This window comes from Streptomyces sp. NPDC002138, from assembly GCF_040296485.1.
GTDB lineage: Bacteria > Actinomycetota > Actinomycetes > Streptomycetales > Streptomycetaceae > Streptomyces.
On the sequence record NZ_JBEOXE010000028.1, the window covers coordinates 30,973 to 57,225 of the forward strand.

Annotated in this window: 26 protein-coding genes and 4 tRNA genes; 22 read left to right on the forward strand and 8 right to left on the reverse strand. The window is 72.6% G+C overall.

The window, feature by feature from the left end; translation table 11 throughout:
- The first annotated feature begins 111 nt into the window (after nt 1-111).
- The 8 genes from ABT084_RS19640 (at nt 112) to ABT084_RS19675 (ending at nt 9,025) form a co-directional block, all read left to right on the forward strand.
- A complete protein-coding gene (locus tag ABT084_RS19640; RefSeq protein WP_351045298.1) occupies nt 112-702 on the forward strand; it encodes an NADH-quinone oxidoreductase subunit J family protein in 591 nt (196 codons plus the stop codon).
- Nucleotides 702-1,091 carry an NADH-quinone oxidoreductase subunit NuoK gene (gene nuoK, locus ABT084_RS19645; protein WP_351045301.1) on the forward strand — a complete coding sequence of 130 codons (390 nt, stop codon included), beginning with the start codon at nt 702-704 and terminating at the stop codon, nt 1,089-1,091. The genes ABT084_RS19640 and nuoK overlap by 1 nt, the downstream gene beginning before the upstream one ends.
- The gene (locus ABT084_RS19650) at nt 1,088-3,094 is read left to right on the forward strand and encodes an NADH-quinone oxidoreductase subunit 5 family protein (RefSeq protein ID WP_351045303.1); all 2,007 of its coding nucleotides are present in this window, start codon (nt 1,088-1,090) and stop codon (nt 3,092-3,094) included. The genes nuoK and ABT084_RS19650 overlap by 4 nt, the downstream gene beginning before the upstream one ends.
- 38 nt (nt 3,095-3,132) lie before the next feature.
- Nucleotides 3,133-4,698: a complex I subunit 4 family protein gene (locus ABT084_RS19655; protein ID WP_351045445.1), complete on the forward strand. Its 1,566-nt coding sequence runs from the start codon at nt 3,133-3,135 to the stop codon at nt 4,696-4,698.
- A complete protein-coding gene (locus tag ABT084_RS19660; protein ID WP_351045306.1) occupies nt 4,695-6,269 on the forward strand; it encodes an NADH-quinone oxidoreductase subunit N in 1,575 nt (524 codons plus the stop codon). The genes ABT084_RS19655 and ABT084_RS19660 overlap by 4 nt, the downstream gene beginning before the upstream one ends.
- A 364-nt stretch (nt 6,270-6,633) precedes the next feature.
- Nucleotides 6,634-7,497, forward strand: coding sequence for a zinc metalloprotease HtpX (htpX, locus tag ABT084_RS19665; protein ID WP_351045309.1), 864 nt, complete (start codon nt 6,634-6,636; stop codon nt 7,495-7,497).
- Entirely contained in the window at nt 7,494-7,886 is a 393-nt protein-coding gene (locus tag ABT084_RS19670) for a YccF domain-containing protein (protein WP_351045312.1), read from the forward strand. The genes htpX and ABT084_RS19670 overlap by 4 nt, the downstream gene beginning before the upstream one ends.
- Nucleotides 7,887-7,948: 62 nt before the next feature.
- On the forward strand, nt 7,949-9,025 hold the full coding sequence (locus tag ABT084_RS19675; RefSeq protein WP_351045315.1) for a glycosyltransferase family 2 protein: 1,077 nt from the start codon (nt 7,949-7,951) through the stop codon (nt 9,023-9,025).
- Here ABT084_RS19675 and ABT084_RS19680 read toward each other — a convergent pair.
- From ABT084_RS19680 to ABT084_RS19690, 3 genes are all read right to left on the reverse strand, one after another.
- The gene (locus ABT084_RS19680; protein WP_351045318.1) at nt 9,022-10,353 is read right to left on the reverse strand and encodes an APC family permease; all 1,332 of its coding nucleotides are present in this window, start codon (nt 10,351-10,353) and stop codon (nt 9,022-9,024) included. The genes ABT084_RS19675 and ABT084_RS19680 overlap by 4 nt on opposite strands.
- Nucleotides 10,354-10,363: 10 nt before the next feature.
- On the reverse strand, nt 10,364-11,812 hold the full coding sequence (locus ABT084_RS19685; RefSeq protein WP_351045321.1) for a SulP family inorganic anion transporter: 1,449 nt from the start codon (nt 11,810-11,812) through the stop codon (nt 10,364-10,366).
- A gap of 272 nt (nt 11,813-12,084) precedes the next feature.
- Entirely contained in the window at nt 12,085-12,573 is a 489-nt protein-coding gene (locus ABT084_RS19690; protein ID WP_351045323.1) for a YajQ family cyclic di-GMP-binding protein, read from the reverse strand.
- Between the two features lie 224 nt (nt 12,574-12,797).
- On the opposite strand from ABT084_RS19690, the gene ABT084_RS19695 reads away from it, so the two are divergent.
- Nucleotides 12,798-12,879 (forward strand) — tRNA-Tyr (locus ABT084_RS19695).
- A 98-nt stretch (nt 12,880-12,977) separates the two neighbouring features.
- On the opposite strand, the gene ABT084_RS19700 is transcribed toward ABT084_RS19695, so the two are convergent.
- Complete coding sequence (locus tag ABT084_RS19700; protein ID WP_351045326.1) at nt 12,978-13,196, reverse strand: DUF6458 family protein; 219 nt, start codon at nt 13,194-13,196, stop codon at nt 12,978-12,980.
- Nucleotides 13,197-13,383: 187 nt separating this feature from the next.
- On the opposite strand from ABT084_RS19700, the gene ABT084_RS19705 reads away from it, so the two are divergent.
- Nucleotides 13,384-13,821 carry a DUF3574 domain-containing protein gene (locus ABT084_RS19705; RefSeq protein ID WP_351045329.1) on the forward strand — a complete coding sequence of 146 codons (438 nt, stop codon included), beginning with the start codon at nt 13,384-13,386 and terminating at the stop codon, nt 13,819-13,821.
- A 94-nt stretch (nt 13,822-13,915) separates the two neighbouring features.
- Here the strand turns inward: ABT084_RS19705 and ABT084_RS19710 are convergent, their stop codons facing one another.
- Nucleotides 13,916-14,572, reverse strand: a complete 657-nt coding sequence (locus ABT084_RS19710) for an SDR family oxidoreductase (protein ID WP_351045332.1) — start codon at nt 14,570-14,572, stop codon at nt 13,916-13,918.
- Between the two features lie 54 nt (nt 14,573-14,626).
- Nucleotides 14,627-15,916: an amidohydrolase family protein gene (locus tag ABT084_RS19715; protein ID WP_351045335.1), complete on the reverse strand. Its 1,290-nt coding sequence runs from the start codon at nt 15,914-15,916 to the stop codon at nt 14,627-14,629.
- Nucleotides 15,917-16,232: 316 nt separating this feature from the next.
- On the opposite strand from ABT084_RS19715, the gene ABT084_RS19720 reads away from it, so the two are divergent.
- The 10 genes from ABT084_RS19720 (at nt 16,233) to ABT084_RS19765 (ending at nt 23,029) form a co-directional block, all read left to right on the forward strand.
- Nucleotides 16,233-16,305, forward strand: a tRNA-Thr gene (locus ABT084_RS19720).
- A gap of 52 nt (nt 16,306-16,357) precedes the next feature.
- Nucleotides 16,358-16,430 (forward strand) — tRNA-Met (locus tag ABT084_RS19725).
- An 88-nt stretch (nt 16,431-16,518) separates the two neighbouring features.
- Nucleotides 16,519-16,683, forward strand: a complete 165-nt coding sequence (gene rpmG, locus ABT084_RS19730; RefSeq protein WP_006604855.1) for a 50S ribosomal protein L33 — start codon at nt 16,519-16,521, stop codon at nt 16,681-16,683.
- Nucleotides 16,684-16,803: 120 nt separating this feature from the next.
- A complete protein-coding gene (locus tag ABT084_RS19735; RefSeq protein WP_351045339.1) occupies nt 16,804-17,301 on the forward strand; it encodes an FAS1-like dehydratase domain-containing protein in 498 nt (165 codons plus the stop codon).
- A 1-nt stretch (nt 17,302) separates the two neighbouring features.
- A complete protein-coding gene (locus ABT084_RS19740; protein ID WP_351045342.1) occupies nt 17,303-17,731 on the forward strand; it encodes a MaoC family dehydratase in 429 nt (142 codons plus the stop codon).
- 985 nt (nt 17,732-18,716) lie between these two features.
- Complete coding sequence (locus ABT084_RS19745; RefSeq protein WP_351045345.1) at nt 18,717-19,310, forward strand: TetR/AcrR family transcriptional regulator; 594 nt, start codon at nt 18,717-18,719, stop codon at nt 19,308-19,310.
- Nucleotides 19,311-19,459: 149 nt separating this feature from the next.
- Nucleotides 19,460-20,944: an MFS transporter gene (locus ABT084_RS19750; protein WP_351045347.1), complete on the forward strand. Its 1,485-nt coding sequence runs from the start codon at nt 19,460-19,462 to the stop codon at nt 20,942-20,944.
- 121 nt (nt 20,945-21,065) lie between these two features.
- Nucleotides 21,066-21,464 carry a DUF3291 domain-containing protein gene (locus tag ABT084_RS19755; RefSeq protein WP_351045350.1) on the forward strand — a complete coding sequence of 133 codons (399 nt, stop codon included), beginning with the start codon at nt 21,066-21,068 and terminating at the stop codon, nt 21,462-21,464.
- Nucleotides 21,465-21,540: 76 nt separating this feature from the next.
- Nucleotides 21,541-22,596: a UDP-N-acetylmuramate dehydrogenase gene (locus ABT084_RS19760; RefSeq protein WP_351045352.1), complete on the forward strand. Its 1,056-nt coding sequence runs from the start codon at nt 21,541-21,543 to the stop codon at nt 22,594-22,596.
- 16 nt (nt 22,597-22,612) lie between these two features.
- The gene (locus ABT084_RS19765; protein ID WP_351045355.1) at nt 22,613-23,029 is read left to right on the forward strand and encodes a hypothetical protein; all 417 of its coding nucleotides are present in this window, start codon (nt 22,613-22,615) and stop codon (nt 23,027-23,029) included.
- A gap of 15 nt (nt 23,030-23,044) precedes the next feature.
- On the opposite strand, the gene ABT084_RS19770 is transcribed toward ABT084_RS19765, so the two are convergent.
- Together ABT084_RS19770 and ABT084_RS19775 are read right to left on the reverse strand one after the other, a co-directional pair.
- Nucleotides 23,045-24,064: an adenosine deaminase gene (locus tag ABT084_RS19770; RefSeq protein WP_351045357.1), complete on the reverse strand. Its 1,020-nt coding sequence runs from the start codon at nt 24,062-24,064 to the stop codon at nt 23,045-23,047.
- A 296-nt stretch (nt 24,065-24,360) separates the two neighbouring features.
- Nucleotides 24,361-25,587, reverse strand: coding sequence for a pyridoxal phosphate-dependent aminotransferase (locus ABT084_RS19775; protein ID WP_351045360.1), 1,227 nt, complete (start codon nt 25,585-25,587; stop codon nt 24,361-24,363).
- Nucleotides 25,588-25,777: 190 nt separating this feature from the next.
- Here ABT084_RS19775 and ABT084_RS19780 point away from each other — a divergent pair.
- A tRNA-Trp gene (locus ABT084_RS19780) sits at nt 25,778-25,850 on the forward strand.
- Between the two features lie 106 nt (nt 25,851-25,956).
- Nucleotides 25,957-26,238: a preprotein translocase subunit SecE gene (gene secE / locus ABT084_RS19785; protein WP_351045363.1), complete on the forward strand. Its 282-nt coding sequence runs from the start codon at nt 25,957-25,959 to the stop codon at nt 26,236-26,238.
- Nucleotides 26,239-26,253 lie beyond the last annotated feature (15 nt).

A 26,253-nucleotide genomic window follows, 5' to 3' on the forward strand; every position in this document is an offset into this window, starting at 1 on the left:
CCCCACGCACAGCGCCCCCGCCCCCACGGCCGCCCACACGGCCGGGGGGGCGCCCGCCGCGGCCGCCGCCGCGGCCGCGGCCCCCACCGAGACCACCCCGGAGGGAGACGCGTGAGCCCCGCCGCCACCCTGGCCGCCACCGCGGCAGGCCCCGGTTTCCTCTCCCCGACCGGCGTCGAGATCGCCTTCGTCCTGGTCGGCCTCGCCACCCTCGGCGCGGCCCTCGTCACCGTCACCACCAAGCAGCTGGTGCACGCCGCCCTCTGGCTGGTCGTCGCCCTCGGCGGGATCGCCGTCGAGTACCTGCTGCTGACCGCCGAGTTCATCGCCTGGGTCCAGGTCCTGATCTACGTCGGTTCGGTGGTCGTCCTCCTGCTCTTCGGGCTGATGCTCACCAAGGCGCCCATCGGGCGCTCCCCCGACGCCGACTCCGGCAATCGCTGGGTCGCCCTCGCGGTCGCCGTGGCCGCCGCGGCGTGCCTGGTGTGGGTCGTCGTCGACGCCTTCCGCACCACCTGGATCGACCTCGACGGTCCGGCCCGGGGCTCCACCAAGGTGTCCGGCGAGTTCCTCTTCCAGCACTGGGTACTGCCCTTCGAGGCGCTGTCCGTCCTGCTGCTGGCGGCCCTGGTCGGCGCGATCGTGCTGTCCCGCAAGTCCGATCCGGCGGACGCCGGCGATGACAAGGAGCGGCAGCGCTGATGCACCTCGCCTATCCCGCCGTACTGGCGGCGCTCCTCTTCTGCACCGGCCTGTACGGAGTGCTGGCCCGCCGCAACGCCATCCTGGTCCTGATGTCCGTCGAGCTCATGCTCAACGCCGTCAACCTCAACCTGGTGGCCTTCGACGTCTGGCTGCGCGACACCCTGCACGCCGGACAGGCCCTCACCCTCTTCACCATCGCCGTCGCCGCCGCCGAGATCGGCATCGGCCTGGCCATCGTGCTGATGGTCTACCGCAACCGCGGCACGGCGGACATCGACAGGCTCCGCGACACCGCGGAACCCGCGGACGCCCGGAACCGGCCGAGCGACCCGAACAACCCGAACAACCCGAGCAACCCGAGCAACCCGAGCGAGGTCACCGCGTGAGCACCACGACCCTCGCCGTCCTCGTCCCGCTGCTGCCGTTCCTGGGCGCGCTCGCCGGACTGCTCTTCGGCCGCAAGGCCCCCGGATTCGTCCGCCCGCTGGCCGTCCTTCCGACGCTGGCCGCCGCCGTGGTGGCCGTCCTCGTCGCCGTCCGGCACGGTGGCGGGCAGGCCGTCGACGCCGCGACGGAACTGACCCCGACCGGCTCGGTGCCGATCGAACTCGCGCTCCACCTGGACGGCTTCGCCGTCCTGACGGCCGTCCTCGTCGGCGTCGTCGCCACCTGCGTCCAGATCTTCTCCACGGCGTACCTGCGCGAGGACCCGCGCTACCCGTCCTACGCGGCCCTGGTCTCGCTGTTCACCTCCGCCATGCTGCTCGTCGTCTACTCCGGCGACCTGATGGTGCTGCTGGTGGGCTGGGAGATCATGGGTATCTGCTCGTACTTCCTGGTCGGCCACTACTGGGAGACCGAGGCCGCCCGGGCCGCGTCCCTCAAGGCCTTCCTCGTCACCAAGCTCGGTGACGTGCCCTTCCTGATCGGCCTGTTCGCGCTCGCCGCCGACGCCGGTTCCTTCCGGATCACCAAGATCCTCGGGGCCGTCGCGGGGGGCGGACTCGACCACCCGACCCTGATCGCGCTGCTCCTGCTCGCCGGGGTCGCGGGCAAGTCCGCGCAGTTCCCGCTGCACACGTGGCTGCCCGACGCGATGGCCGGCCCCACCCCCGTCTCCGCGCTGATCCACGCCGCGACGATGGTCGCCGCCGGCATCTACTTCATCGCGCGCCTCCTGCCCGTCTTCACGGCCTCCCGGGCCGCGCTGGTGGTCATGGCCGTGATGGCGGCCGTGACGATGATCGGCTCGGCGCTGGCCGCCCTCGCGCAGGACGACATCAAGCGGGTGCTGGCCTACTCCACCATCGGCCAGCTCGGTTACATGACCGGAGCCCTCGCCGTCGGCGAGCGCGGCGCCGCCGTCTTCCACCTCCTCTCGCACGGCGCCTTCAAGGCGCTGCTGTTCCTGGGAGCGGGCGTGATCATCCACGCCGCCGGTACGAACTCCCTGGCCGCCATGGCCCGGATGGACGGCCTGTCCCAGCGCATCCCGGACGCCTTCTGGACGATGACGATCGCGCTGCTCGCGCTCGCCGCCGTCCCGCCCTTCGCCGGGTTCTTCTCCAAGGAGACCGTGCTGGTCGCGGCCGAACACGCCGCCCGCGGCCACGCGGAGCACGCGCCCGGCGCGGCCGGCTGGCTCGTGCTGATCGCCGGTGTGCTGACCGCCCTGCTCACCGCCGCCTACGCCACCCGCCTCTGGCTGATGGCCTTCCGCGGCCGCGGCGCCGCCGCCCCGGACCACGGCAGGGAACCCCTCGCCATGACCGGCGTGCTGTGGCTGCTGGCGATCCCGTCCCTCGGCTTCGGCCTCGCCGCCGGACCGATCGCCGACTGGTTCGACGGCGGAGAGCTCACCCCGACGCTGACGACCTCCGTCTTCGGCACCGGCGCCGCCGCCATCGGGGCCCTGCTCACCTACGGCCTGTGGCAGCGCGCCGTTGCCAGGGCCGCCGCCGGTGCGGGCCCGGCCCGCGCGGGCGTGCCCGCCGCTGCCGCCGCCGCGGAATCGGCCGCCGAGGCCCCCGAGGTCGCCGAGGTCACCCACGACCACCCCGCCGTCCCCGCAGGCCTCGCCCCCGACCCCGGCAAGGCGCTGCTCGGGCCCCTGCACCGCCACGCGGCCGCCGGGTTCCACCTGGACGCCGTCTACGACGCGCTCTTCGTCCGCCCCGTCCGGGGCGCCGCGAAACTCGTCCGCTTCCTGGACCGCGAAGTCGTCGACACCTACGTCCGGGGCGCGGGCGGCGCCCCCCGGCTGCTCGGCACCCTCGTACGCCGCGCCCAGACCGGCAACGTACAGAGCTACCTGAGCGCCCTGCTCGCCGGCGCCGTGGTCCTGGCGCTCGCCACCGCCGTCCTCGCCAACGTCAACGCCGGATCGTGAGCCGTGAGTCAGCCGTGATTGATATCAGCGCATCCGTGATGCAGTTCCTTCTGGCGTTCATCGTGGCCGCACCGCTCCTCGGCGCCGTGGCCGCCCTGCTCCCGGCCCCGCCCGGGCTCAAGGGGCGCGGCCCCGAACAGGCCGTGCTGCGCCACGGCGTGACCGTGACCGGCGTGATCCTCGCCGCGGCGATCGCCCTCACCCTGGGCTTCGACCACGACGCCCCGTCCCGCTTCCAGGCGACGACGGACATCAGCTGGATCCAGGCGCTGAACGTCCGGATCCACCTCGGCATCGACGGCATCTCGCTCCCCCTCGTCCTGATGACCGCGCTGCTGTTCTTCCTGTGCGCGCTCTACAGCTACTTCAAGCTCCCCGCGGGCCCCTCCCCGAAGGCCTTCGTCGCCCTGCTGCTCGTCCTGGAGTCCGGCACCCTCGCCACCTTCGCCGTCCTGGACCTGCTGCTCTTCTTCCTCGCCTTCGAGATGGTCCTCATCCCGATGTACTTCCTCATCGCCCGCTGGGGCGGTGCGCAGCGGCAGGCCGCCGCTTGGAAGTTCATCCTCTACACGCTGCTCGGTTCCGTGGTCATGCTCCTCGGGCTGCTGCTGATCGGGATCGACAGCGGCACCTTCGACATGGTGGCACTGGCCACCGACAACGGCCGCGGACTGTCCCACACCACCCAGCTCCTCGCCGTCCTCACCATCGGGATCGGCCTCGCGGTGAAGACCCCGATGTGGCCGCTGCACAGCTGGCTCCCGGACGCCCACACGGCCGCGCCCACCGTCGGATCCGTCCTGCTGGCCGGCGTCATGCTGAAGATGGGCACCTACGGGTTCGTCCGCATCCTGCTGCCCGTCGCCCCCGACGGGATGCACACCTTCGCGCCCTACCTGGCCGCCTTCGCCGTCGTCGGGATCGTCTACGGATCCCTCGCCTGCCTCGCGCTGGCCCGCAAGGGCGCCCAGGGCGACCTCAAGCGCCTGATCGCCTACTCCTCCGTCGGACACATGGGCTTCGTGCTCCTCGGCATCGCGACGATGACCCCCACCGGAGTCAACGGCGCGCTCTTCGCCAACATCGCCCACGGCCTGATCACCGGCCTCCTCTTCTTCCTGGTCGGCGCGCTCAAGGACCGCTACGGCACGAGCGACCTCGACACCCTCGCCGGAGCCACCGGCGCGGCCCTCTACGGCCGTGCGCCCCGCTTCGGCGCGCTCCTCGCCTTCGCCGCCGTCGCCTCCCTCGGGCTGCCCGGACTCGCGGGCTTCTGGGGCGAGATGCTGACCCTGTTCGGCGCCTTCGACCCGGCCGAGGGGCTGTCCCGGCCCGCGTTCCTCACCTTCATGGCGATCGGTGCCTTCGGCACGCTGCTCACCGCCGCCTACATGCTGGTCGTCGTACGGCGCATCTGCATGGGGGACCCGCAGGCCCGCCCCGCGGACCAGCCCCCGCTCGTCGTGGCCGACATCCAGCGCTACGAGTTCGTGGCCTGGACCCCGCTCGCCGCCCTCACCGTCCTCGCCGGCCTGTGGCCCGCGGTCCTCCTCGGCCTCACCGACCCGGCCGTCCAGAAGCTCCTCGCAGGAGGCACGTCATGACGGCCCTGTACGCGGCCACCGCGGCCACCGCGTCCGCCGCCGCCCCGCAGCCGGGCGCGGCCACCCTGGTCCAGTCCGTCGACTGGCTCGCCATCGCGCCGGTGGTCATCGCGGCCTCCGTCGGCCTCGTCATCCTGGTCGCCGACCTCTTCGTACCCGAGCGCCGCAAGACCCTCCTCGGCTGGACCGCCGTCGCGGGCCTGGCGCTCGCCACCCTCGCGCTGCTGCCGCTGCGCGCCGGCGACCGCGCGACCTTCTGCCTCACCGGCGACGCGGGCGCCTGCAGCTACACCGCCGATCACTTCGCGCTCGTCGTCCAGTTCCTGGTCCTCGGCGGCGCTCTGGTCACCGCCCTGCTGTCGGTCGCCACCGTCGAGGAGAGCAGGCTGCCCGCGGGGGAGTTCTGGTTCCTGCTGCTGTCCTCCGCGGCGGGCGCGGCCCTGCTGCCCGCCTCCCGCGACCTCGCGACGCTGATCGTCGCCCTCGAGGTCGCCTCGTTGCCCGCCTTCGCCCTGGTGGGCCTGCGCCGGGGCGACCGGCTCTCCTCCGAGGCCGCCCTCAAGTTCTTCCTGTCCTCGGTCACGGCCACCGCCGTCTCCCTGCTCGGCGTCAGCTTCGTCTACGCCGCCACCGGCAGCCTGCACCTGACCCGGGTCGCCGAGGGCCTGCGGGACGTCCCCGGACAGCTCGACACCCTGGCCATGGCGGGCGTCGCGCTCACCCTCGTCGGCTTCGCCTTCAAGACGGCCGCCGTCCCCTTCCACTTCTGGGTCCCCGACACCTACGTCGGCGCCCCGCTGCCCATCGCCGCCTACCTCTCGGTCATCGGCAAGGCGGTCGGCTTCACCGGCCTGATCCTCGTCACCGTGATCGCCTTCCCGGCGTTCTCGGACATCTGGGGCCCGGCGCTGGCGGTGCTGGCCGCGCTCACCATGACCCTGGGCAACGCCGCCGCGCTGCGCCAGGCCAAGGACCGCGCGCACAGCGCCGTCCGGCTGCTGGCCTGGTCCTCCGTCGGACAGGCGGGCTACCTGCTGGTCCCGATCGCGGCGGCCGCCTACGCGGGCCGGGAGCAGATCGGCTCCACCGTCGCCTACGCCCTGATGTACGCCGTGGTGAACCTGGGCGCCTTCTCCGTCGCCGCCCTGGTCGCCCGTACGAGCCCGCTGGGCCGGATCAGCGACTACCGCGGCCTGTACGCGACGCGGCCCTTCGCCGCCCTGTCGCTGGCCTTCTTCCTGCTCTGCCTGGCGGGCCTGCCCCCGGGCATCATCGGCCTCTTCGCCAAGGTCACCGTCTTCCGCTCGGCCGTGGACGCCGGGCTGGGCTGGCTCGCGGTCGTCATGGCGGCGAACGTCGTCGTGGCGCTGTACTACTACCTCCAGTGGACGGCGCTGCTCTTCCGCACCCCGGCCGAGGGCGCGGACGCGGCGGCCCCGGCGGCATCCCGCCCCAAGGCCCCGCTGCCCGTCGTGGTGGCCATCGGCCTCACCGCTGTCCTCGCTCTTGTGTTGTCGGGCGCCCCTCAGCTGGTACTACGTTTCGCGACCACCGCCCTGTTCCCGCTGTAACCCGTACGGAGTAACGCCCGCCCGGCGGCCCGCCCCGGGCCGCCGTCCCGCCCGCCGCCTGCCCCCGCCCGGCCCCGTCCGGGACCGCGGCGGGAACCCGTCGTGCCCGCCTGGCGTTGACCAGGAAGGAAGGGTCCACTGGACCGGAGACCCCCGGACCCTCGGATCCACCGGTTCGCCGACCGGCGATCACCGATCACCGATCACCGATCACCGATCACCGATCACCGATCACCGATCACCGATCACCGATCACCGATCATCGATCACCGATCACCGATCACCGATCACCGATCATCGATTGACGATCACCGGTCGACCGATCCTGGACGGGGTCCCTGCCGCACCACTTGGAGGGCGTACCGTGCACCGCCGGCACAACGGGCTGAAGACCGCCGTACTCCTGGGCGGGCTCTCGGCGCTCATCATCGTCATCGGCAGTTTCTTCGGCCGGGCCGGTCTGGTCGTGGCCGTCCTCGTCGCCCTCGGGACGAACGCGTACGCGTACTGGAACAGCGACAAGCTGGCTCTACGCGCGATGCGCGCCCGCCCGGTCAGCGAATTCGAGGCCCCGGACCTCTACCGGATCGTGCGCGAGCTCTCGACCTCGGCCCGCCAGCCGATGCCCCGCCTCTACATCTCCCCGACCGAGGCCCCCAACGCCTTCGCCACCGGCCGCAACCCGCGCAACGCCGCCGTCTGCTGCACCGAGGGCATCCTGCGCATCCTCGACGAACGCGAGCTGCGCGGGGTCCTCGGCCACGAGCTGAGCCACGTCTACAACCGGGACATTCTGATCTCCTCGGTCGCCGGAGCCCTGGCCTCCGTGATCATGTTCCTGGTGAACTTCGCCTGGCTGATCCCGGTCGGCCGCTCCAACGACAACGAGGGCCCCGGCATCTTCGGCATGCTGCTGATCATGATCCTCGGCCCGGTCGCGGCCTCCGTCATCCAGCTGGCCATCAGCCGCTCCCGCGAGTATGAGGCCGACGCCTCCGGCGCCCAGCTCACCGGTGACCCCTTGGCCCTCGCCAGCGCCCTGCGCAAGCTCGACGCCGGGACGAAGCAGCTCCCGCTGCCCGCCGAGCCCCGCCTGGAGACCGCGAGCCACATGATGATCGCGAACCCCTTCCGCCCGGGCGAAGGGATGTCCAGAATGTTCTCAACGCACCCCCCGATGGCCGAGCGCATCGCCCGGCTCGAACAGATGGCAGGCCGACGGCAGTGAAAACCATCCTGAACATCATCTGGCTCGTACTGAGCGGCTTCTGGCTCTGTATGGGTTACGCCCTGGCCGGCCTGATCCTCTGCATCACGATCATCGGCATCCCCTTCGGTATCGCGGCCTTCCGGATCGCGGTCTACGCCCTCTGGCCCTTCGGCTACACCACGGTCGAGCGCCGCGACGCGGGCGCCCCGTCCTGCGTCGGCAACGTCCTGTGGCTGGTCCTCGCGGGCTGGTGGCTGGCCCTGAGCCACATCGTCACCGGGCTCGCCCTGTGCGTCACGATCATCGGCATCCCGTTCGGCATCGCGAACTTCAAGATGGTCCCGCTGGCCCTGCTTCCGCTCGGCCGCGAGATCGTCCCCACCGACGCCCCGTTCGCCTCGCGCTGAGCGGTCCGATGCGCTCCTGAGGCCCATGCGCCGTCAGGCTGAAACCACGAGCAGGATCACCCATGTCGGCAGCGCCCTCCACGACGACCCTGTCGGTCGTCGTTCCCATGTACAACGAGGAGGAAGCCCTCCCGGCGCTGGTGGAACGCCTGCGGCCCGCGCTCGACGGCACGGCCGTCGGCTACGAGGTCATCGCCGTCGACGACGGCAGCGCCGACCGCACCGCCGAGCTGCTGGAGGAGTTCCGCCGGACCTGGCCCGAGCTGCGCATCGTCACGCTGCGCGGCAACTCCGGCCACCAGGCCGCCCTGACCGCCGGTCTGCACAGCTCCAAGGGCGCGTACGTCGCGAGCATCGACGCCGACCTCCAGGACCCGCCGGAGAAGATTCCGGAGATGCTCGACCTGGCCGTCGCCGAAGGCCTCGACATCGTCTACGGCGTCCGCACCGACCGCAGCACCGACACCGGCTTCAAGCGCCGCACCGCCGGCCTCTACTACTGGCTGATGCGCCGCATCGTCGGCAAGCAGGTCCCCTCGCAGGCCGGTGACTTCCGCCTGCTCAGCCGCGAGGCCGTCGACGCGCTCAAGGCCCTCCCCGACCAGCACCAGGTGTACCGCCTGCTCGTGCCGTGGCTCGGCTTCCCCAGTGGCCAGGTCACCTACCACCGCGACAAGCGCGTGGCGGGCCAGACCAAGTACCCGCTGGCCAAGATGATCCGGCTCGCGGTCGACAGCGTCATCACCTTCTCCGCCGCCCCGCTGCGCCTGGCGACCTGGCTCGGGGTGTTCACCTTCTTCTCCTGCTTCGTGCTGATGGCCGTGACCTTCGTCATCTGGCTCATCGGGCACACCGTCCCCGGCTGGACCTCGCTCTTCGTGGCGATGCTCTTCCTCGGCGGCGTGCAGTTGATCTGCGTCGGGCTGCTCGGCGAGTACATCGGGCGCATCTACACCGCCGTGCAGCGCAGGCCCACCTTCTTCATCGGCCACGACTCGGACACGGGTCCCGCCAAGGGCGCGTCCAAGGGCCCCGAGCAGTACGCACGACACGCCCCGACACGACCAGGACGCGACGACGCGACGCGACCAGGACGCGACGACGCGACACGACCAGGACACGACGACGCGACGCGCTAGCGCGCCGCCCCGGATCCCGCCCCGGACCCCGCGCGGGGACCGGGGCGCCGCCGTACGCCGTACAGCAGCGCGCCCAGCGCCAGCACCCCCGCGCCCGCCACCGCCGACGCGAGCGGCAGCGCGCAGGCCAGCACCACGCACCCGGCCAGCCCCACAGCCGCCGTCACACGCCCCCCGAGACGCCCGCCAAGGCCCCCGCCCACGCCCCCGCCCAGCGTCCACGCCGCCGCGTTGGCGATCGCGTAGTAGGCGAGCACCCCGAACGACGAGAACCCGATCGCCCCCCGCAGGTCCACGCACCCGGCCAGCACCGCCACCACGGCCCCCACCGCCAGCTCCGCCCGGTGCGGCGCCCCGTGCCCCGGGTGTACGGCCGCCAGCGCGCGCGGGAGATGGCCGTCCCGGGCCATCGCCAGGACGGTCCGCGACACCCCCAGCACCAGCGCCAGCAGCGCGCCCAGGGCCGCCAGTACCGCCCCCGCCCGCACCACCGGGGTCAGCCCGCCCCACCCCGCCGCCCGGACCGCGTCGGACAGCGGGGCCGTCGAGGCGGCCAGCCCGGCCGTCCCCAGCACCGACAGCGCGGCCACCGTCACCGCCGCGTAGACGGCCAGCGCGATCCCCAGCGCCAGCGGCACGGCGCGCGGGATGGTCCGCTCCGGATCCCGGACCTCCTCGCCCAGGGTGGTGATCCGCGCGTACCCGGCGAAGGCGAAGAACAGCAGCCCGGCCGCCTCCAGCAGCCCCCGCACCCCCCGGGGCCCGTCCCACGAGAACGGCACCCCGCCCCCGGCCGCGCCGTAGGTCAGGCAGAGGACCACGACCCCGGCGAGCACCGCCAGCACGGCCGCGACGATCACCCGGGCGATCCGGGCCGACTTCCGCACGCCCCCGTACCCCGCCGCGGTCAGCGCCACCACCGCCACGACGGCCACCAAGTGCTCCCGCCCCGGCCACAGGTACGCGCCCACCGTCAGCGCCATCGCCGCGCACGACGCGGTCTTGCCGATCACGAAGCCCCAGCCCGCCAGATACCCCCAGAACGGCCCGAGCCGTTCGCGCCCGTACACGTACGTCCCCCCGGACGACGGATGGCGGGCGGCCAGCCGGGCCGAGGACCAGGCGTTGCAGTACGCCACCACCGCGGCCACGGCGAGCGCGGCGAGGAGCGCGCCGCCGGCCGCCCGGGCCGCGGGGGCCAGTACGGCGAAGACCCCCGCGCCGACCATCGCGCCCAGCCCGACGACGACCGCGTCGCCCACTCCGAGGCTGCGCGTCAGCCCGCCGTCCGGGGCACTGCTCGGGGCACCGCTCACGTCGTTCGTCACGGGCGGGAGATTAGCCGGGCCCGGTGACGCCCCCGTGGCCGGGAGCCGAAGCCTCGCGCTCCGCACGCTGCGCCTGCCAGCCGTCCAGGGCGGTCAGGCACGCGTGGTCGAGGTGGCGCACCCCGCTCAGGTCGAAGCGCACGGCTCCGTCACCCGGCAGCGCGTCGAGGACGTCGAGCAGCCGCGGCAGCCGCAGGAAGCTGGCGTTGCCCGCCACCCGCAGGCACAGCACGTCCCCCTCCCACACCTGCTCGAGCTGCATGCTGGAGGTCTCCCAGGCCGCCTTCGCGACCGCGAGCACCAGCCCGACCAGCACCCCTTCGAACAGGTTGGTCGCCACGATCGCCCCCGCCGTCGCCACCAGCACCACCGCCTCCCCGCGGTGCGAGCGCCACAGCGCCGCCACCCCGCGCACCGGCAGCAGCTTCCAGCCCGCGTGCAGGAGTACGCCCGCCAGCGCGGCCAGCGGTACGACGGCCAGCGCGTGCGGCAGCAGGACGGCGAACAGCAGCAGCCAGGCCCCGTGCAGCACCCGGGCGGCCCGGGTCCGCGCCCCCGCCTCCACGTTGGCCGCGCTGCGCACGATCACGGCGGTCATCGGGAGCGCGCCGAGCAGCCCGCAGACCGCGTTCCCCGCGCCCTGGGCGATGAGTTCGCGGTCGTAATCAGTGCGCGGGCCGTGGTGCATCCGGTCGACGGCGGCCGCACTGAAAAGGGTCTCGGCGGAGGCGATCAGCGCGAGGGCGACCACGGTCCCCACGGCCCCGGCGGAGCCGAGCACGGCGAACGCGCCCCAGCCGGGCGGCGATACGGCGTCCAGCACCCCGGTCACCTCGACCTTCGCCACCGGCAGTCGCAGCAGCACCGCGGCCCCGGTCGCCGCCGCCACCGCGACGAGCGCCCCCGGCACCACCCGGACCGTGTCCGGCAGCCGCCGCCACCCCGCCATCACCAGCACGGTGGCGGCCCCCAGGGCGATCGCCGCCCAGTCGGCCTCCGCGAGCAGCCGCGTCAGCCCCCCGAACTTCTCCAGGGTCCCGCCGGGCGCGTCCACCCCGGCCACGGCGTACAGCTGTCCGGCGATCAGTACGAGCCCGATCCCGGCGAGCATCCCCTGGACGACGGCCACCGAGACCGCCCGGAACCACCGCCCGAGGCGCAGCGCGCCCATCGCGAGCTGGAGCAGCCCGGCCGCGAGGACCAGGACCCCGAGCGCGGCCACGCCGTACGTCCGCACCGCCTCGTAGACCAGCACGGTGAGCCCCGCCGCCGGGCCGCTGACCTGGAGCGAACTCCCGCGGAACCAGCCGGTGACGAGCCCGCCGACGACGCCGGTGACGATGCCCAGCTCGGCGGGCACCCCGGAGGCCACCGCCACTCCGACGCACAGGGGCAGCGCCACCAGCGCGACCACGACGGACGCTCCCACGTCCTCACGGAAAGTGCCGTCCCCTGGCATCCGAGCCCCCCTGCCCACGCGGTGATGGTCGCCCCCCAGGGTGGTGGGGCGCGTCCCGCCGGGCCCAGTCCGCACCGAAGCCCCCCGGGGCCCGTGCGCCGCACGCGCTCCGCGCACACCCCGCCGGGCGCCCGACCGCGGGCGTGACGTCCCGAACGCCTGCCCGAAACGGCCGAGGGCGCAACGGGGTGTTCCCCATTGCGCCCTCGGCGGCCGTGCCAGGTCGGCCGTGCGCCCGCGATCAGCGGGCCCGCGGCCAGTGGGTCAGCCGGTCAGCGGTAGTTCACGAACTGGATCGCGAAGTCCAGGTCCTTGCCCTTGAGCAGGGCCTGGACCTCCTGGAGGTCGTCGCGGCTCTTCGAGGTGACGCGTAGTTCCTCGCCCTGGACCTGGGCCTTGACGGCCTTGGGGCCCTCGTCCCGGATGATCTTCGCGACCTTCTTGGCGTTCTCCTGGGAGATGCCTTCCTCGATCGTGGCGAAGATCTTGTACTCCTTGCCGGACAGCTGCGGCTCGCCGGCGTCGAGCGCCTTCAGCGAGATGCCGCGCTTGATCAGCTTGGTCTCGAACACGTCGAGGATCGCCTTGACGCGCTCCTCGGAGTTCGCCTCCATGACGATCTTCTCGCCGGACCAGGCGATCGTGGCGCCGGTGCCCTTGAAGTCGTAGCGCTGCGAGAGTTCCTTGGCGGCCTGGTTGAGGGCGTTGTCGACCTCCTGCCGCTCGACCTTCGAGACGATGTCGAAACTGGAGTCGGCCATGTGCTGTGGCTCCTTGAAATCGGCTGTGATGGCCCGCAGGGGCACGCGCCGGACGTTCCCCGGCCGCGCCGTCAAGCCTAGGGCCTGTCTCCGCGATCGGACCGGACAGCCCGGAGCCCCGTGTCCGATCAATGCGGTGGCGGAGCACCCCTGTCCATCAGGTATCGTTTACGTCGTTGCCAGAGAGCACCGCCGCAAGGCGGAAATCGACGGCGGCCTCCCATGGCGGTGTGCCCGAGTGGCCAATGGGAACGGACTGTAAATCCGTCGGCTTAGCCTACCCAGGTTCGAATCCTGGCGCCGCCACGTGGTAAAGAAGTCCCCCTCATCTGCGGAAACGCAGGCGAGGGGGACTTCTTCGTTTCCGTACGTCCCCGCGCCCGTGCCGGGGCTGCGTGACGGGGCTAGATGATGTCCCGGCGAGTCTCCTCCACGACCGGGATCGCCGCGCCCGCGGTCCGGCGGCGCTTGAATATGCTCGTGTACACGGCGAGGCCGATCGCGCCCACCGCCATCATGATCAGGCCGACCAGATCGAGGTTGACGCTCTCCATCTTCCAGTCGGTGGCGAAGGTGAGGATGGCGCCCACCACGATCAGGATGATGCATCCGCCGATACCCATGAGTTGCCTCCGCTGTCGTGGCCGTCTGACGGCGCGGCTACCCGGCTTCCCGGGGTGAAAACGCCCCCGGGGGCGCCCGGTTGGGCCGGCGGCCGCCGCCGGGCGCCGCCGGGCGCCGTCGCCCGTATGCCGCACGGAGGGCGTACCGGCCGCAACGCGCGGGCCCGTCGGTCGTTCACCCCGCGTGATGTGGACTACTGACACCCGCGGAAAGCTCGGCGGCGGGGTACTCCTCGCCCTGCTCGGAGCGGGCATCCCGGCCCTGGTCGGCGCGGCGATGCACGGGCACACCGGCGCGCCCTACCGCGAAACCCGGCTCTACTTCGGCACCGAGCGCCCCGGTGGTGCGCCGCCGGTCGCGGAGCGGGAGTTCGACCGCTTCCTGGACCGGGAGGTCACCCCCGCCTTCCCCGACGGGCTGACCGTGCAGCCGGGGCACGGGCAGTGGCGCGGCCCCGACGGACGGATCGTCCGCGAGACCTCGTACGAGGTCGTCCTGCTCTACCCGCAGAAGGGCGCCGACGAGCGCGGCGAGAGCATCGAGCGGATCCGCCGGGCGTACGAGAAGCAGTTCGCGCAGGATTCCGTCCTGCGCTCCGACGACCAGGTGAACGCCGACTTCTGACGCCCCGTGAGCGCTGTGCCCGGGCTGAGCGCTGTGCCCGGGCTGAGCGTCGCGCCCGGGCTGAGCGTCGCGCCCGGGTTCGCGGGCTTCCGCCTCAGTTGCCCGCCACGTCCTTGACCGCCACCGCGACCGGCTTCGTACCCGACACCAGCTCCAGCGTCAGGCCGGCCGTCGCCGGGGTCTCCACCAGCTCGGCCAGCACCGCCGCCACGTCGTCGCGGGGGACCTGCCCACGGCCCGTACTGGCCTCCAGACGGACCAGGCCCGTCCCCGCGTCGTCGGTGAGCGAGCCGGGGCGCAGGACGGTCCACTCCAGGCCCAGCCGGGTCCGCAGGTGGTCGTCCGCCTCGCCCTTGGCGCGCAGGTAGACGTCGAAGACGTCGTCGCCCGGATGGTGCGCGTCCGCCCCCATCGAAGAGAGCATCAGGAACCTCGGTACGCGCGCCCGTTCGGCCGCGTCGGCGAACAGCACCGCGGCACCCCGGTCCACCGTCTCCTTGCGCCCGGCGCCACTGCCCGGGCCCGCGCCGGCCGCGAACACCGCGACCTGCGCACCCTGCAGGATCCCCGCGACGTGCTCGACCGTCGCCGACTCCAGGTCGCAGAGGACCGGTTCGGCACCGGCCGCCCGGAGATCGTCGCCCTGTGCCGGGTCGCGGATGATGCCCGCGACCTCGTACCCGCGCGCGGCGAGCAGGCGCTCCAGCCGCAGCGCGATCCGACCGTGTCCACCAGCGATGACAATGCGCATGCCTCGACCGTACGTCGACCCGCGCGCCCCCGCGCCCGAACGCGGCGCCGACGCTCAGGGACCGGGCTCCATACGGCCCTGTCGGGGCAGGTCGAGGGCGACCGCGACCGCCGAGTCGCAGTACTCGCGCACCGCACTCGTCCGGGCCACCACCCGCCCGCGGTGGATCACGATCCGGCTGTACGCGAGGGACAGCACCCCCGCGATCCGGTCCCCGCGCACGGCGAGCAGCTCCGCCGGGAACCCGGCCTCCACCCGCACCTCCGGCAGCCCCATCGCCTCCCGGGCCGCCGTGCTCACCGCGTGGTACGCCTCGGCCGCCCGCAGCCCGCCCTGGGAGGCGAGGAGGTACGCGGCCTCCAGCGGGTCCCCGCGGCCCACCGGGTTCCCGGCGTCCCGCAGCGCCCCGCTGCCCGCCGCCACGCGCACCCCGGCGGCGCGCAGCAGCCGTACGGGCGCCGTGCGCAGCCCGCGCCGCTCCAGGGCGGCGCAATCGCCCTGGGGCAGGCAGGTGACCCGCACCCCGGCCGCCGCCAGTTGGTCGGCGGCCCGCGCCGCGACGTCGAGCGGCAGCCGCGAGAGGCCGCCGCAGGGGCCGATGCTGACCCCGGCGCGCAGCCCGCCGGCCATGGCCGCGAGCCGGGCGAGCCGGCCGGGATCGTCACCGTCCGTGTGCAGGTCCACAGGGCAGCCGTGCTCGCCGGCCACCTCCAGGACGGCCTCGACGAAGCCGCTCGGGTCGGGGTCGAGGTCCGGGCAGCCGCCGACGACGGCCGCGCCCATCTTGACCGCGTCGCGCAGCATCGCCAGCCCGTCGGCGCCCGCGACCCCGGTCAGCAGCCGGGGCACGGCGACCGCCGTGAGGTCGGCGAGACCGCGCAGCGAGCGGCGCGCCTGGAGCACCGCCGCCATCGGGACGAGGCCGTGCGGGTCGGCGACGCGGACGTGCGAGCGGATGGCGGTGGCGCCGTGGCCGAGCTGGAGCAGGGCCGCCTCGGTGGCGCGGCGCTGGACCTCGTCGGCCGTGTGGGACACGGGTCCTTCGCCGTCGGCGGTGAGCGCGGTGTCCGCGTGGGCGTGCGGCTCGGCGGGCGCGGGGAGCAGCAGATAGCCGGTCAGGTCGACCCGGGAGGCGGTCGGCGCGGACAGGCTCCCGGCGGTGGCGACGGCCTGGATGCGGCCGCCGCCGAGCCGGACGTCGACCGTACGCCCATCGGTCAGGCGGGCTCCGGCGAGCAGCAGGGTGGTGGTGTCGGCGGGGGCGGGAGCGGGGCCCTTGCCGCCGCCCTCGCCGCGGCCGCCGCGCGGGGAGTGGGACGGCTGCGGCGGCTGGCTGTCGGACATCGCGCTCCTGCGGTGGCTCGGGCGGTTCCTGGGCCCGTGGCCGCGGCTCGCGGCCCAAGATCACGCAGCGTGCTCAGAGCCTAGGGCGCGGTGCGGCCCGGTTCCGGGAAGCGTCGGGGCAGGGCGCAATAGTCGTACCGGTGTGGTGCGGGGGTGAGGGTGGGGGTGGGGGCCGTGGTCCGGGGAGCGTGGGGCGCGAGTGGTGTGTCCTCGGCCGAGGGGGCGGGGTGCGGACCGCGGCGGATCCCCGTCAGAGGCCAGGCGCCGCAAAGGATTTGGGCGATCGGCGGGCAACCGTGTAATGTCTTCATCGCTCGCCCCAATAGCTCAGTCGGTAGAGCGTCTCCATGGTAAGGAGAAGGTCTGCGGTTCGATTCCGCATTGGGGCTCTGGTGAGAAAGGTCCCCTGCCTGCTTTAAGGTAGGGGAGCAATCACACCAAAGCGGCGTAGCTCAGTCGGTAGAGCAAGCGGCTCATAATCGCTGTGTCACCGGTTCAAGTCCGGTCGCCGCTACACACAGTAGCCGATTGCGGGGTCGGTCTCCCGGTCGGCTACTCTTGTATGCGTTCATCCGTCCCAATTTCCGTCAAGGAGCACTCACGTGGCTGCCACCGACGTCCGCCCGAAGATCACGCTGGCCTGCGTGGAGTGCAAGGAGCGGAACTACATCACCAAGAAGAACCGGCGTAATGACCCGGACCGTCTTGAGATGAAGAAGCACTGCCCGCGCTGCAACTCGCACACCGCGCACCGCGAGACCCGCTGACCCCAGCGGTTTCTCGAATACAGGCTCCGTCATAAGGTCGTCCCCTGCAAGGGGGGCGGCCTTGTGTCGTTTCCGCACGTCTTTTTCATGTGTCTCATCCAACACAGGAGGTAGTTCGCCATGGCGCTCGACCAGTCCTTCGTGGGGCGGAGCTACCCGCCCACCGATCCGTACGAGGTCGGCCGGGAGAAGATCCGCGAATTCGCGGAGGCGGTGGGCGACGCCAATCCCGCCTACACCGATCCCGAGGCGGCCAAGGCGCTGGGTCACCAGGATGTGATCGCGCCTCCGACCTTTGTGTTCGCGATCACATTCAAGGCGGCCGGGCAGGTCATCGAGGATCCCCAGCTCGGCCTGGACTACAGCCGGGTCGTGCACGGCGACCAGAAGTTCGCCTACACCCGGCCGGTGCGCGCGGGTGACCGGCTGCTGGTGACGTCCACCATCGAGGCCGTGAAGTCCCTCGCGGGCAACGACATCATCGACATCCGCGGTGAGGTCCACGACGAGACCGGTGAGCACGTGGTGACGGCCTGGACGAAGCTCGTGTCCCGGGCTCCGGCCGATCCTGCCGCTGCCGCCGCTTCCTCTGCTTCCGCCGACACTGAGGGGGCCTGACATGGCTGCGCAGATCCACTACGCCGACGTGGAGGTCGGCACCGAGCTGCCGGCCGGTACCTTCGCGGTCCAGCGGTCCACGCTGGTGCGGTACGCGGGGGCGTCGGGTGACTTCAACCCGATCCACTGGAACGAGAAGTTCGCCAAGGAGGTCGGGCTGCCGGACGTGATCGCGCACGGCATGTTCACCATGGCCGAGGCGATCCGGGTGGTCACGGACTGGGCGGGTGACCCGGGTGCGGTGGTCGAGTACGGCGTGCGGTTCACCAAGCCGGTCGTGGTCCCCAACGACGACGAGGGCGCGGTGATCGAGGTCACGGCGAAGGTCGCGGCGAAGCTGGACGACAACCGGGTCCGGGTGGACCTGACGGCGACGAGCGCGGGCCTGAAGGTCCTGGGCATGTCGCGCGCGGTGGTCCAGCTGGTCTGAGGTGTCGGGTGCGGGTGCGGCTGCCGGGCCGGGGCCGGTGGTGGTGGCCCGGGGTCGGTGCCGGGACCCGGTCCTTGCCTGGCCGGGGGTGCGGGGGCGGGTTCGCCGCGGCCTGCGGCCGGTCTCCAGGGGTGCGTGCCTGGCGGCCCGCCTTTGTGGGGCTGCGGGGTGGTGCGTGCGGCTGCCGGGTGGCTGGGGTGGCTGGGGTGGCTCGGGTCCTTGCCGGGTCGGAGTGGTGGCGGTGGAGCGCGGGCGCTCCGGGGTGTCTCCTCGGCTCGCAAAACCCGCTCCGGGTCGGAGGGCTACCCGGGGTTGGTTTTGCTCGGCCTGCGGGGACACCCCGGAGCACCCACACTCCACCGCCGGCCCCGCCCCACCTGCCCAAAACCCCGGCAGGGAGGTCCCAGCCCCTGCCAGAACCCCGCGGACCCTCCCGGGCTGCGCCGGGGCCCGCCGATGCTCCGGGCTCCGCCCGACCCCGGCCCGCGGACCCCTCCGGGCTCCGCCCGGCCCGGCCCGCGGACCCGTCCGGGCTCCGCCCGACCCTCTGGGGCTCCGTCCGGCCTTGGCCCGTGGACGCTCCTGAGCTCTGTCCGGGTACCGCATGGCCTCGAGTCGAGTCGGGTCGGCTCGGCTGGTGTCTGGTGGGGGTGTTGCCCCGGCTCGGGGTGGCTCCCGTTCTCTGGTGCCGGACTCGGCCCCCCCAGCCCCGCCGGCGTTTGAGGCGCGGGCCGTGGGGGCCCGGGACCGGCACTTGGGCCTGCCTTGTCTGGGTCCTGCTCGGGGCCGCTGCCTTGGCCTGGGCGCCGTCCAGCCTTGGTGCCTCGCCTGGGGCGAACTCCCAGCCCCGCCGGCGTTTGAGGCGCGGGCCTCGCGGCCCGGCCCGCCTGGCGGACCCGGCCCGGACCCCGCGGCGCTGAGGTCTCCGGGCGGCACCCGCGTTTGTGGGTTGACTTAGTTAGTGATTGGCCACTAACTTAAGGGCATGGTCAGGATGAGCGCAGACGAGCGACGCGAGAGCGTCATTCGCGCGGCGACGCACGAGTTCGCCCGCGGCGGGTACTACGGGACCTCCACCGAGTCGATCGCCAAGCGCGTCGGGGTCTCCCAGCCGTACCTCTTCCGCCTCTTCCCCAACAAGCAGGCCATCTTCCTCGCCGCCGCCGACCGCTGCGTACAGGACATGCGGGACGTCTTCGCGGAGTGCTCCAAGGGCCTCCAGGGAGAGGAAGCCCTCCAGGCGATGGCCGACGCCTACATGCGGCTGATCACGGAGCACCCCGACAAGCTCCAGATGCAGCTCCAGGTCTACGTGACCGTCGCCGCCGCGGAGGCCGCCGGGGAACCGGCCTTCGGCGAGATGGTCCGCAGCGGCTGGATGGAGCTGTGGGACACCGTCCAGGCGCCCCTCGGCGACGACCCGGAGCAGGTCACGAACTTCATGGCCTACGGCATGTTGATCAACACCCTCACCGCCATGGGGTTCCCGCCCGGCCACCGGGTCTGGGACGGGTGCTACGCGTCCGTCCACCCCGTGAAACCGCCCGGCGACCGCCCGGCGGTCCACCCCGAGGGGTGAGCGCGAGAGGCGGCGCCCCGAGCGCCGCCGACGGCGAGGCGGGCGGTGGTGCGCGCGAGGGGTGCGCGCCGGCCGCACGTACGCCGTGTTTTTTTGGGCACCAAAGTTAGTAATTGATAACTAACGTTCCGGATGTTCCAGGGGGAACCATGAACGCCACAGACCAGCCCGCCACCACCACCGACACCCGCCTGCGCGGCCCCGCCGTCTGGGCCCTCGTCCTCACCGGCGTCGCCAGCTTCATGGCCGCCCTCGACAACCTCGTCGTCACCACCGCCCTCCCCGCCATCCGCACGGACCTCGGCGGCGCGCTGGAAGACCTCGAGTGGACGGTGAACGCCTACACCCTCACCTTCGCCGTCCTCCTCATGTTCGGCTCCGCCCTCGGCGACCGCTTCGGCCGCCGCAAGCTCTTCATCGCCGGCCTCACGGTCTTCACCGGCGCCTCCGCCGCGGCCGCCCTCTCGCCCGGCATCGACGCGCTCATCGCGGCCCGCGCCGTCCAGGGCATCGGCGCCGCGGTCATGATGCCGCTCACCCTCACCCTGCTGACCGCCGCCGTCCCGGCCGCCCGCCGCGGCATGGCCCTCGGCGTCTACGGCGCCGTCACCGGCCTCGCCGTCGCCAGCGGCCCGCTCATCGGCGGCAGCCTCACCGAGCACATCTCCTGGCAGTGGATCTTCTGGCTGAACGTACCGATCGGCCTCGCCCTGATCCCGCTCGCCCGCCTGCGCCTCGCCGAGTCCACCGCGCCGAACTCCCGCCTGGACATCCCCGGCACCCTGCTCATCAGCGCCGGCCTCTTCGGCATCGTCTACGCCCTGGTCAACGCCAACTCCGAGGGCTGGACCAGCGCCCCGGTCCTGACCGGCCTGATCGTCGGCGGTGCGCTCGTCGGCGGGTTCATCCACCACGGGTCGAACAACCCGAACGCGATGCTCCCCATGCGCCTCTTCCGCGACCGCGGCTTCCTCGGGATCAACCTGGCCAGCCTGCTGATGTTCCTCGGCATGTTCGGTTCGATCTTCCTGCTGAGCCAGTTCCTCCAGGGCGCCGCCGGATACTCGCCCACCGAGGCCGGCCTGCGCATGCTGCCCTGGACCGGAATGCCGATGATCGTCGCCCCGATCGCGGGGATCCTCTCCGACCGGATCGGCGGCCGCCCGGTCGTCGCCACGGGCCTCGTCTTCCAGGCGCTGGGTCTCGCCTGGTTCGCCATGGTGCTCAGCGCCGACGTGTCGTACGCTGCCCAGCTCCCGGCGCTGATCCTCAGCGGCATCGGGATGGCCCTGTACTTCGCCCCCGCCTCCAACGTCCTGATGTCCACCGTCGTCCCCGCCGACCAGGGGAAGGCCTCCGGCGCCAACAGCGCCCTGCGCGAGCTGGGCGGGGCCCTCGGCGTCGCGGTCCTGGCCTCGGTCTTCTCCGCCCAGGGCGGCTACCAGACCCCCCAGACCTTCACCGACGGGACCGTCCCCGCCCTGTGGATCGGCGCCGGCGCCGTCGCCGTGGCGGCCCTGCTGGCCCTGCTCCTCCCCGGCCGGGCCAAGCAGCGCGCCGCCCAGACCGCGGCCCCGGTGACCGGCTCCGCCGCCACCACGGCCCCCGACCGGGTCAAGGTCTCCGCCACCTGAGACCCGCCCCCGAGGCGCGGCACGGAAACGCACAGCACGAAACGCACAGCACGAGAACGCACAGCACGGAAACGCACAGCACGAGCACCCAGCCCAGCCCCCGAGCCAAGGAGCGCGCGCCATGCCCGACATCCCGTGGATGACCCCCGACCGGCCCGCCCCCGGCACCGAGGTCTACGTCATGGCCTCGCGCTTCGAGACCGGCACGCTCATGGGCGCCGTCCGCTTCCTGCTCAAGGCCCCCGGCATCGTCCTGCAGATCCGCAAGGCCCCCGGAGCCCACGGCGCGGCCCTGCGCGCCCGGGTCTTCAGCCGGACCTTCCTGACCCTCTCCGCCTGGGAGGACCGGGACGCGCTCTACCGCTTCGCGCGCAGCGAGCCGCACCGCACCAGCTCCCGCGCGGCCAGCGCGTACATGAAGGAGTCCGCCTTCACCTTCTGGACCGCGGACGCCGCGGACCTGCCCGTGAGCTGGGCCGAGGCCGAGCGGCGCCTCGCCGAGCAGAAGGCCGGCAGCTGAGCGGCCGGACACAGCGCGACCCGTACGGTCCGTGGCCCCGCATCGACAGGGGGGCACGGACCGTACTCTTGTCCACGTGCAGGAACTCCACGACGCCCCCCTCGCCCCGCTGACCACCTTCCGCCTCGGCGGCCCGGCGACCCGGCTGGTCACCGCGACCACCGACGCCGAGGTGACCACCGCCGTGCGCGCGGCCGACGAGAGCGGTACGCCGCTCCTGATCATCGGCGGCGGCAGCAACCTGGTCATCGGCGACCGCGGCTTCGCCGGCACCGCCCTGCGCATCGCGACCACCGGCTTCACCCTCGACGGCACCACCCTCGAGCTCGCCGCGGGCGAGAACTGGAGCGAGGCCGTCGCCCGCACCGTCGAAGCGGGCCTCGCGGGCATCGAATGCCTCGCCGGAATCCCCGGCTCCGCGGGCGCCACCCCGGTCCAGAACGTCGGGGCGTACGGTCAGGAGGTCTCCAGCACCATCACCGAGGTCGTCGCCTACGACCGCCGGCTCGGCGAGACGGTCACCCTCTCCAACGCCGAATGCGCGTTCTCGTACCGCCACAGCACCTTCAAGGAGCAGCCGGAGCGCTACGTCGTCCTGCGCGTCCGCTTCGCCCTGGAGGCCGCCGGAGGGCTCTCCGCGCCGATCAAGTACCCCGAGACCGCCCGCGCCCTCGGGGTCGAGGCGGGCGACCGGGTCCCGGCCGCCGCCGCCCGCGAGACCGTCCTGCGGCTGCGCGCGAGCAAGGGCATGGTGCTCGACCCCGCCGACCACGACACCTGGTCGGCCGGCTCCTTCTTCACCAACCCGGTGCTGACCGACGAGGCGTACGCCGCCTTCCTCGCCCGGGTCCACGACCGGCTCGGCCCCGACACCGCCCCGCCCGCCTACCCGGCCGCCGACGGACGGACGAAGACCAGCGCGGCCTGGCTGATCGACAAGGCGGGCTTCACCAAGGGCTACGGCACCGGCCCCGCCCGGATCTCCACCAAGCACACCCTCGCGCTCACCAACCGCGGTGAGGCCACCACCGAGGACCTGCTCGCCCTGGCCCGCGAGGTCGTCGCGGGCGTCCACGCGGCCTTCGGCGTCACCCTGGTCAACGAACCGGTGACGGTCGGCGTCAGCATCTGAGGAGTCCCGGCCGCCCATGCTCTGTCCCCTGCACGGGGCCGGTACCGACCCCACCCGGCTCGTGGGGCGCGCGATCAGCAGCGTCGTCGCGTCCTGGCACGTCTACGAGGGTGAACGCTCCGAGGCTCCGCTCGACGTCTGGCTGCTCGACAGCGAGGGCGAGTCGACCCGGATCACCACCGGCTCCGACTGGTGCCTCATCGTCGAGTCCGCCCGCCCCCACGAGCCGTACGACATGGGGGAGTGGGGTCGCATCGAGGTCGGCGACGACCTCGGCGACCACCCCTTCCTGCGCCACCTCGGCGACACCGTCGCGACGGTGGCCGAATTCGCCGTCCCGCAGACCGGGCGCACCCACCTGGAGATCGGCTTCGCCGACGGCGACCGGGTACGGGCCGACTGCTGGGAAGGCGACCTGCGCCTCACCCGATGACGATGACGCTGACGCTCAGCCGGTCAGCCAGTGGTCGATCCCGGCCAGCAGCTTGGCCTGTACGTCCTCGGGCGCGGCCGAACCGCGGACCGACTGGCGGGCCAGCTCGGCCAGCTCCGCGTCCGTGAAGGCGTGGTGGCGGCGCGCGATCTCGTACTGCGCCGCCAGCCGGGAGCCGAAGAGCAGCGGGTCGTCGGCGCCCAGCGCCATCGGCACCCCGGCCTCGAAGAGGGTCCGCAGCGGGACGTCCTCGGGACGCTCGTAGACCCCCAGCGCCACGTTCGACGCGGGACAGACCTCGCAGGTGATCTGGCGGTCGGCCAGCCGCTTCAGCAGCCGCGGGTCCTCCGCGGCCCGTACGCCGTGCCCGATGCGGGCGGCGCGCAGATCGTCCAGGCAGTCCCGGACGGAGGAGGGCCCGCTCAGCTCACCGCCGTGCGGGGCGGCGAGCAGGCCACCCTCACGGGCGATCGCGAAGGCCCGGTCGAAGTCGCGGGCCATGCCGCGGCGCTCGTCGTTGGAGAGCCCGAAGCCGACGATGCCGCGGTCGGCGTAGCGCACGGCGAGGCGGGCCAGGGTGCGGGCGTCCAGGGGGTGCTTCATGCGGTTGGCGGCGATGACCACGCGCATGCCGAGGCCGGTCTCGCGGGAGGCGGCGTCCACCGCGTCCAGGATGATCTCGACGGCCGGGATCATCCCGCCCAGGAGCGGGGCGTAGGAGGTCGGATCGACCTGGATCTCCAGCCAGCCGCTGCCGTCCCGGACGTCCTCCTCCGCGGCCTCGCGGACCAGGCGCCGGATGTCGTCGGGCTCGCGCAGGCAGGAGCGGGCGGCGTCGTAGAGCCGCTGGAAACGGAACCAGCCGCGCTCGTCGGTGGCCCGCAGCTTGGGTGGCTCTCCGCCGGTCAGCGCGTCGGGCAGCCGCACGCCGTACTTGTCGGCCAGCTCCAGCAGGGTCGACGGGCGCATGGAACCCGTGAAGTGCAAGTGGAGATGGGCTTTCGGCAGAAGCGTGAGATCGCGTACGTGCTCCATCCAGTGATCCTGCCGTATGAATGGCTCTGGTGGCAGCCCGTTTCCCGATCGGGCCCACCCCCGAACGCATCTGCCAGCGGCGGAGGGCCCTGCGGGGGCGAATTCCCCTACCCGCCCCTTCCCGAAACCGGGACTCCGCCCCGGACCCCGCGCCTCAAACGCCGGCGAGGCTGGGTACCGTCCCGGCGAGGCTGGACATACAGCCTCGCCGGCGTTTGAGGCGCCCCCGGAGGGACGGGAAAGGGGGCCCGGAGTGAACCCCGGACCCCCCTTCCCCGCAGCCGGCCGCTCTAGGCCTAGGCCTTGGCCTCCGCCAGCAGCTTCTGGATCCGGGACACGCCCTCCACCAGGTCCTCGTCACCGAGGGCGTACGACAGGCGCAGGTAGCCCGGGGTGCCGAAGGCCTCGCCCGGGACGACCGCGACCTCGACCTCGTCGAGGATCAGGGCGGCCAGCTCGACCGAGGTCTGCGGACGCTGCCCGCGGATCTCCTTGCCGAGCAGCTCCTTGACCGAGGGGTACGCGTAGAACGCGCCCTCCGGGGTCGGGCAGAAGACGCCGTCGATCTCGTTCAGCATCTTGACCATGGTCTGGCGGCGGCGGTCGAAGGCCTTCCGCATCTCCGCGACGGCGTCCAGGTTCCCGGACACCGCGGTCAGCGCCGCGATCTGCGCCACGTTGGAGACGTTGGAGGTGGCGTGCGACTGGAGGTTCGTCGCGGCCTTGATGACGTCCTTCGGGCCCACGACCCACCCGACGCGCCAGCCGGTCATGGCGTACGTCTTGGCCACGCCGTTGACGACGATGCAGCGGTCGGCGAGCGCGGGCACCAGCACGGGCAGCGAGGTGAACTTCGCGTCGCCGTAGACCAGGTGCTCGTAGATCTCGTCCGTGAGCACCCACAGGCCGTGCTCGGCGGCCCACTCGCCGATGGCGCGGGCGTCGTCCTCGGAGTAGACGGAGCCCGTCGGGTTGGACGGGGAGACGAAGAGGACGACCTTCGTGCGGTCGGTGCGCGCCGCTTCCAGCTGTTCCACGGAGACCCGGTAGCCCGTGGTCTCGTCGGCGACGACGTCCACCGGGACACCGCCCGCGAGGCGGATCGACTCCGGGTAGGTGGTCCAGTAAGGGGCCGGGACGATGACCTCGTCACCCGGGTCGAGGATGGCGGCGAAGGCCTCGTAGATGGCCTGCTTGCCGCCGTTGGTCACCAGGATCTGCGCCGGGTCGACGGCGTAGCCCGAGTCGCGCAGGGTCTTCTCCGCGATGGCCTTCTTCAGCTCCGGCAGGCCGCCGGCCGGCGTGTAGCGGTGGTACTTCGGGTTGCGGCAGGCCTCGACCGCCGCCTCGACGATGTAGTCGGGGGTCGGGAAGTCGGGCTCACCGGCGCCGAAGCCGATCACCGGACGGCCCGCGGCCTTGAGGGCCTTGGCCTTGGCGTCGACGGCGAGGGTGGCGGACTCGGAGATGGCGCCGATACGGGCGGACACCCGGCGCTCGGAAGAAGGCGTTGCAGAGGTCATGCGGCCAATCGTCCCAGACTGCAAACCGGCGCCGCACAACGTTTCAGGTACCGGACGGAGCAGCTCCGGCGGCTTCTGTTCGACGTCGGCGCCGGGACCACGTATGCTCACCTGTCGTTGGACCTCACCAGCCGCCCCAAACGCGTGCACTCCGTGCACTCGGTCGGATGCGGTAGGTTGGGGGACGCAAAGGGTCGTAGCTCAATTGGTAGAGCACTGGTCTCCAAAACCAGCGGTTGGGGGTTCGAGTCCCTCCGGCCCTGCTCCACACTCCTTCGCCGGATGTGTGCGCAGGTACGTACATCTATGCACCGCCGTGCGGCTCAACCGGGGCGCGGCACGGCCATGACCCGGATTCAGGTGAGAGACGTGACGGACGCCGTGGGCTCCATCGACATGCCTGACGCCGAGGACGAGACCCGCGAGAAGAAGGCCCGAAAGGGCGGCAAGCGCGGCAAGAAGGGCCCCCTGGGCCGTCTCGCGCTCTTCTACCGGCAGATCGTCGCGGAACTCCGCAAGGTCGTCTGGCCGACTCGCAACCAGCTGAGCACCTACACCACTGTGGTGATTGTGTTCGTCGTCATCATGATCGGTCTGGTGACCGTGATTGACTACGGCTTCAACGCGGCCATCAAGTTCGTCTTCGGCTGATCCCCGCGGGGGGCG

Bases quoted from the DNA above. Each gene is read 5' to 3' on its own strand.
- ABT084_RS19770 (WP_351045357.1), bottom strand. From the start codon at position 24,064: ATGGAGCACGTACGCGATCTCACGCTTCTGCCGAAAGCCCATCTCCAC.
- ABT084_RS19700 (WP_351045326.1), bottom strand. From the start codon at position 13,196: ATGGGTATCGGCGGATGCATCATCCTGATCGTGGTGGGCGCCATCCTC.
- ABT084_RS19745 (WP_351045345.1), top strand. From the start codon at position 18,717: ATGGTCAGGATGAGCGCAGACGAGCGACGCGAGAGCGTCATTCGCGCG.
- ABT084_RS19675 (WP_351045315.1), top strand. From the start codon at position 7,949: ATGTCGGCAGCGCCCTCCACGACGACCCTGTCGGTCGTCGTTCCCATG.
- ABT084_RS19685 (WP_351045321.1), bottom strand. From the start codon at position 11,812: ATGCCAGGGGACGGCACTTTCCGTGAGGACGTGGGAGCGTCCGTCGTG.
- ABT084_RS19660 (WP_351045306.1), top strand. From the start codon at position 4,695: ATGACGGCCCTGTACGCGGCCACCGCGGCCACCGCGTCCGCCGCCGCC.
- ABT084_RS19715 (WP_351045335.1), bottom strand. From the start codon at position 15,916: ATGTCCGACAGCCAGCCGCCGCAGCCGTCCCACTCCCCGCGCGGCGGC.
- ABT084_RS19750 (WP_351045347.1), top strand. From the start codon at position 19,460: ATGAACGCCACAGACCAGCCCGCCACCACCACCGACACCCGCCTGCGC.
- ABT084_RS19710 (WP_351045332.1), bottom strand. From the start codon at position 14,572: ATGCGCATTGTCATCGCTGGTGGACACGGTCGGATCGCGCTGCGGCTG.
- ABT084_RS19765 (WP_351045355.1), top strand. From the start codon at position 22,613: ATGCTCTGTCCCCTGCACGGGGCCGGTACCGACCCCACCCGGCTCGTG.
- nuoK (WP_351045301.1), top strand. From the start codon at position 702: ATGCACCTCGCCTATCCCGCCGTACTGGCGGCGCTCCTCTTCTGCACC.
- ABT084_RS19705 (WP_351045329.1), top strand. From the start codon at position 13,384: ATGTGGACTACTGACACCCGCGGAAAGCTCGGCGGCGGGGTACTCCTC.
- ABT084_RS19755 (WP_351045350.1), top strand. From the start codon at position 21,066: ATGCCCGACATCCCGTGGATGACCCCCGACCGGCCCGCCCCCGGCACC.
- ABT084_RS19775 (WP_351045360.1), bottom strand. From the start codon at position 25,587: ATGACCTCTGCAACGCCTTCTTCCGAGCGCCGGGTGTCCGCCCGTATC.
- ABT084_RS19690 (WP_351045323.1), bottom strand. From the start codon at position 12,573: ATGGCCGACTCCAGTTTCGACATCGTCTCGAAGGTCGAGCGGCAGGAG.
- ABT084_RS19735 (WP_351045339.1), top strand. From the start codon at position 16,804: ATGGCGCTCGACCAGTCCTTCGTGGGGCGGAGCTACCCGCCCACCGAT.
- ABT084_RS19655 (WP_351045445.1), top strand. From the start codon at position 3,133: ATGCAGTTCCTTCTGGCGTTCATCGTGGCCGCACCGCTCCTCGGCGCC.
- ABT084_RS19740 (WP_351045342.1), top strand. From the start codon at position 17,303: ATGGCTGCGCAGATCCACTACGCCGACGTGGAGGTCGGCACCGAGCTG.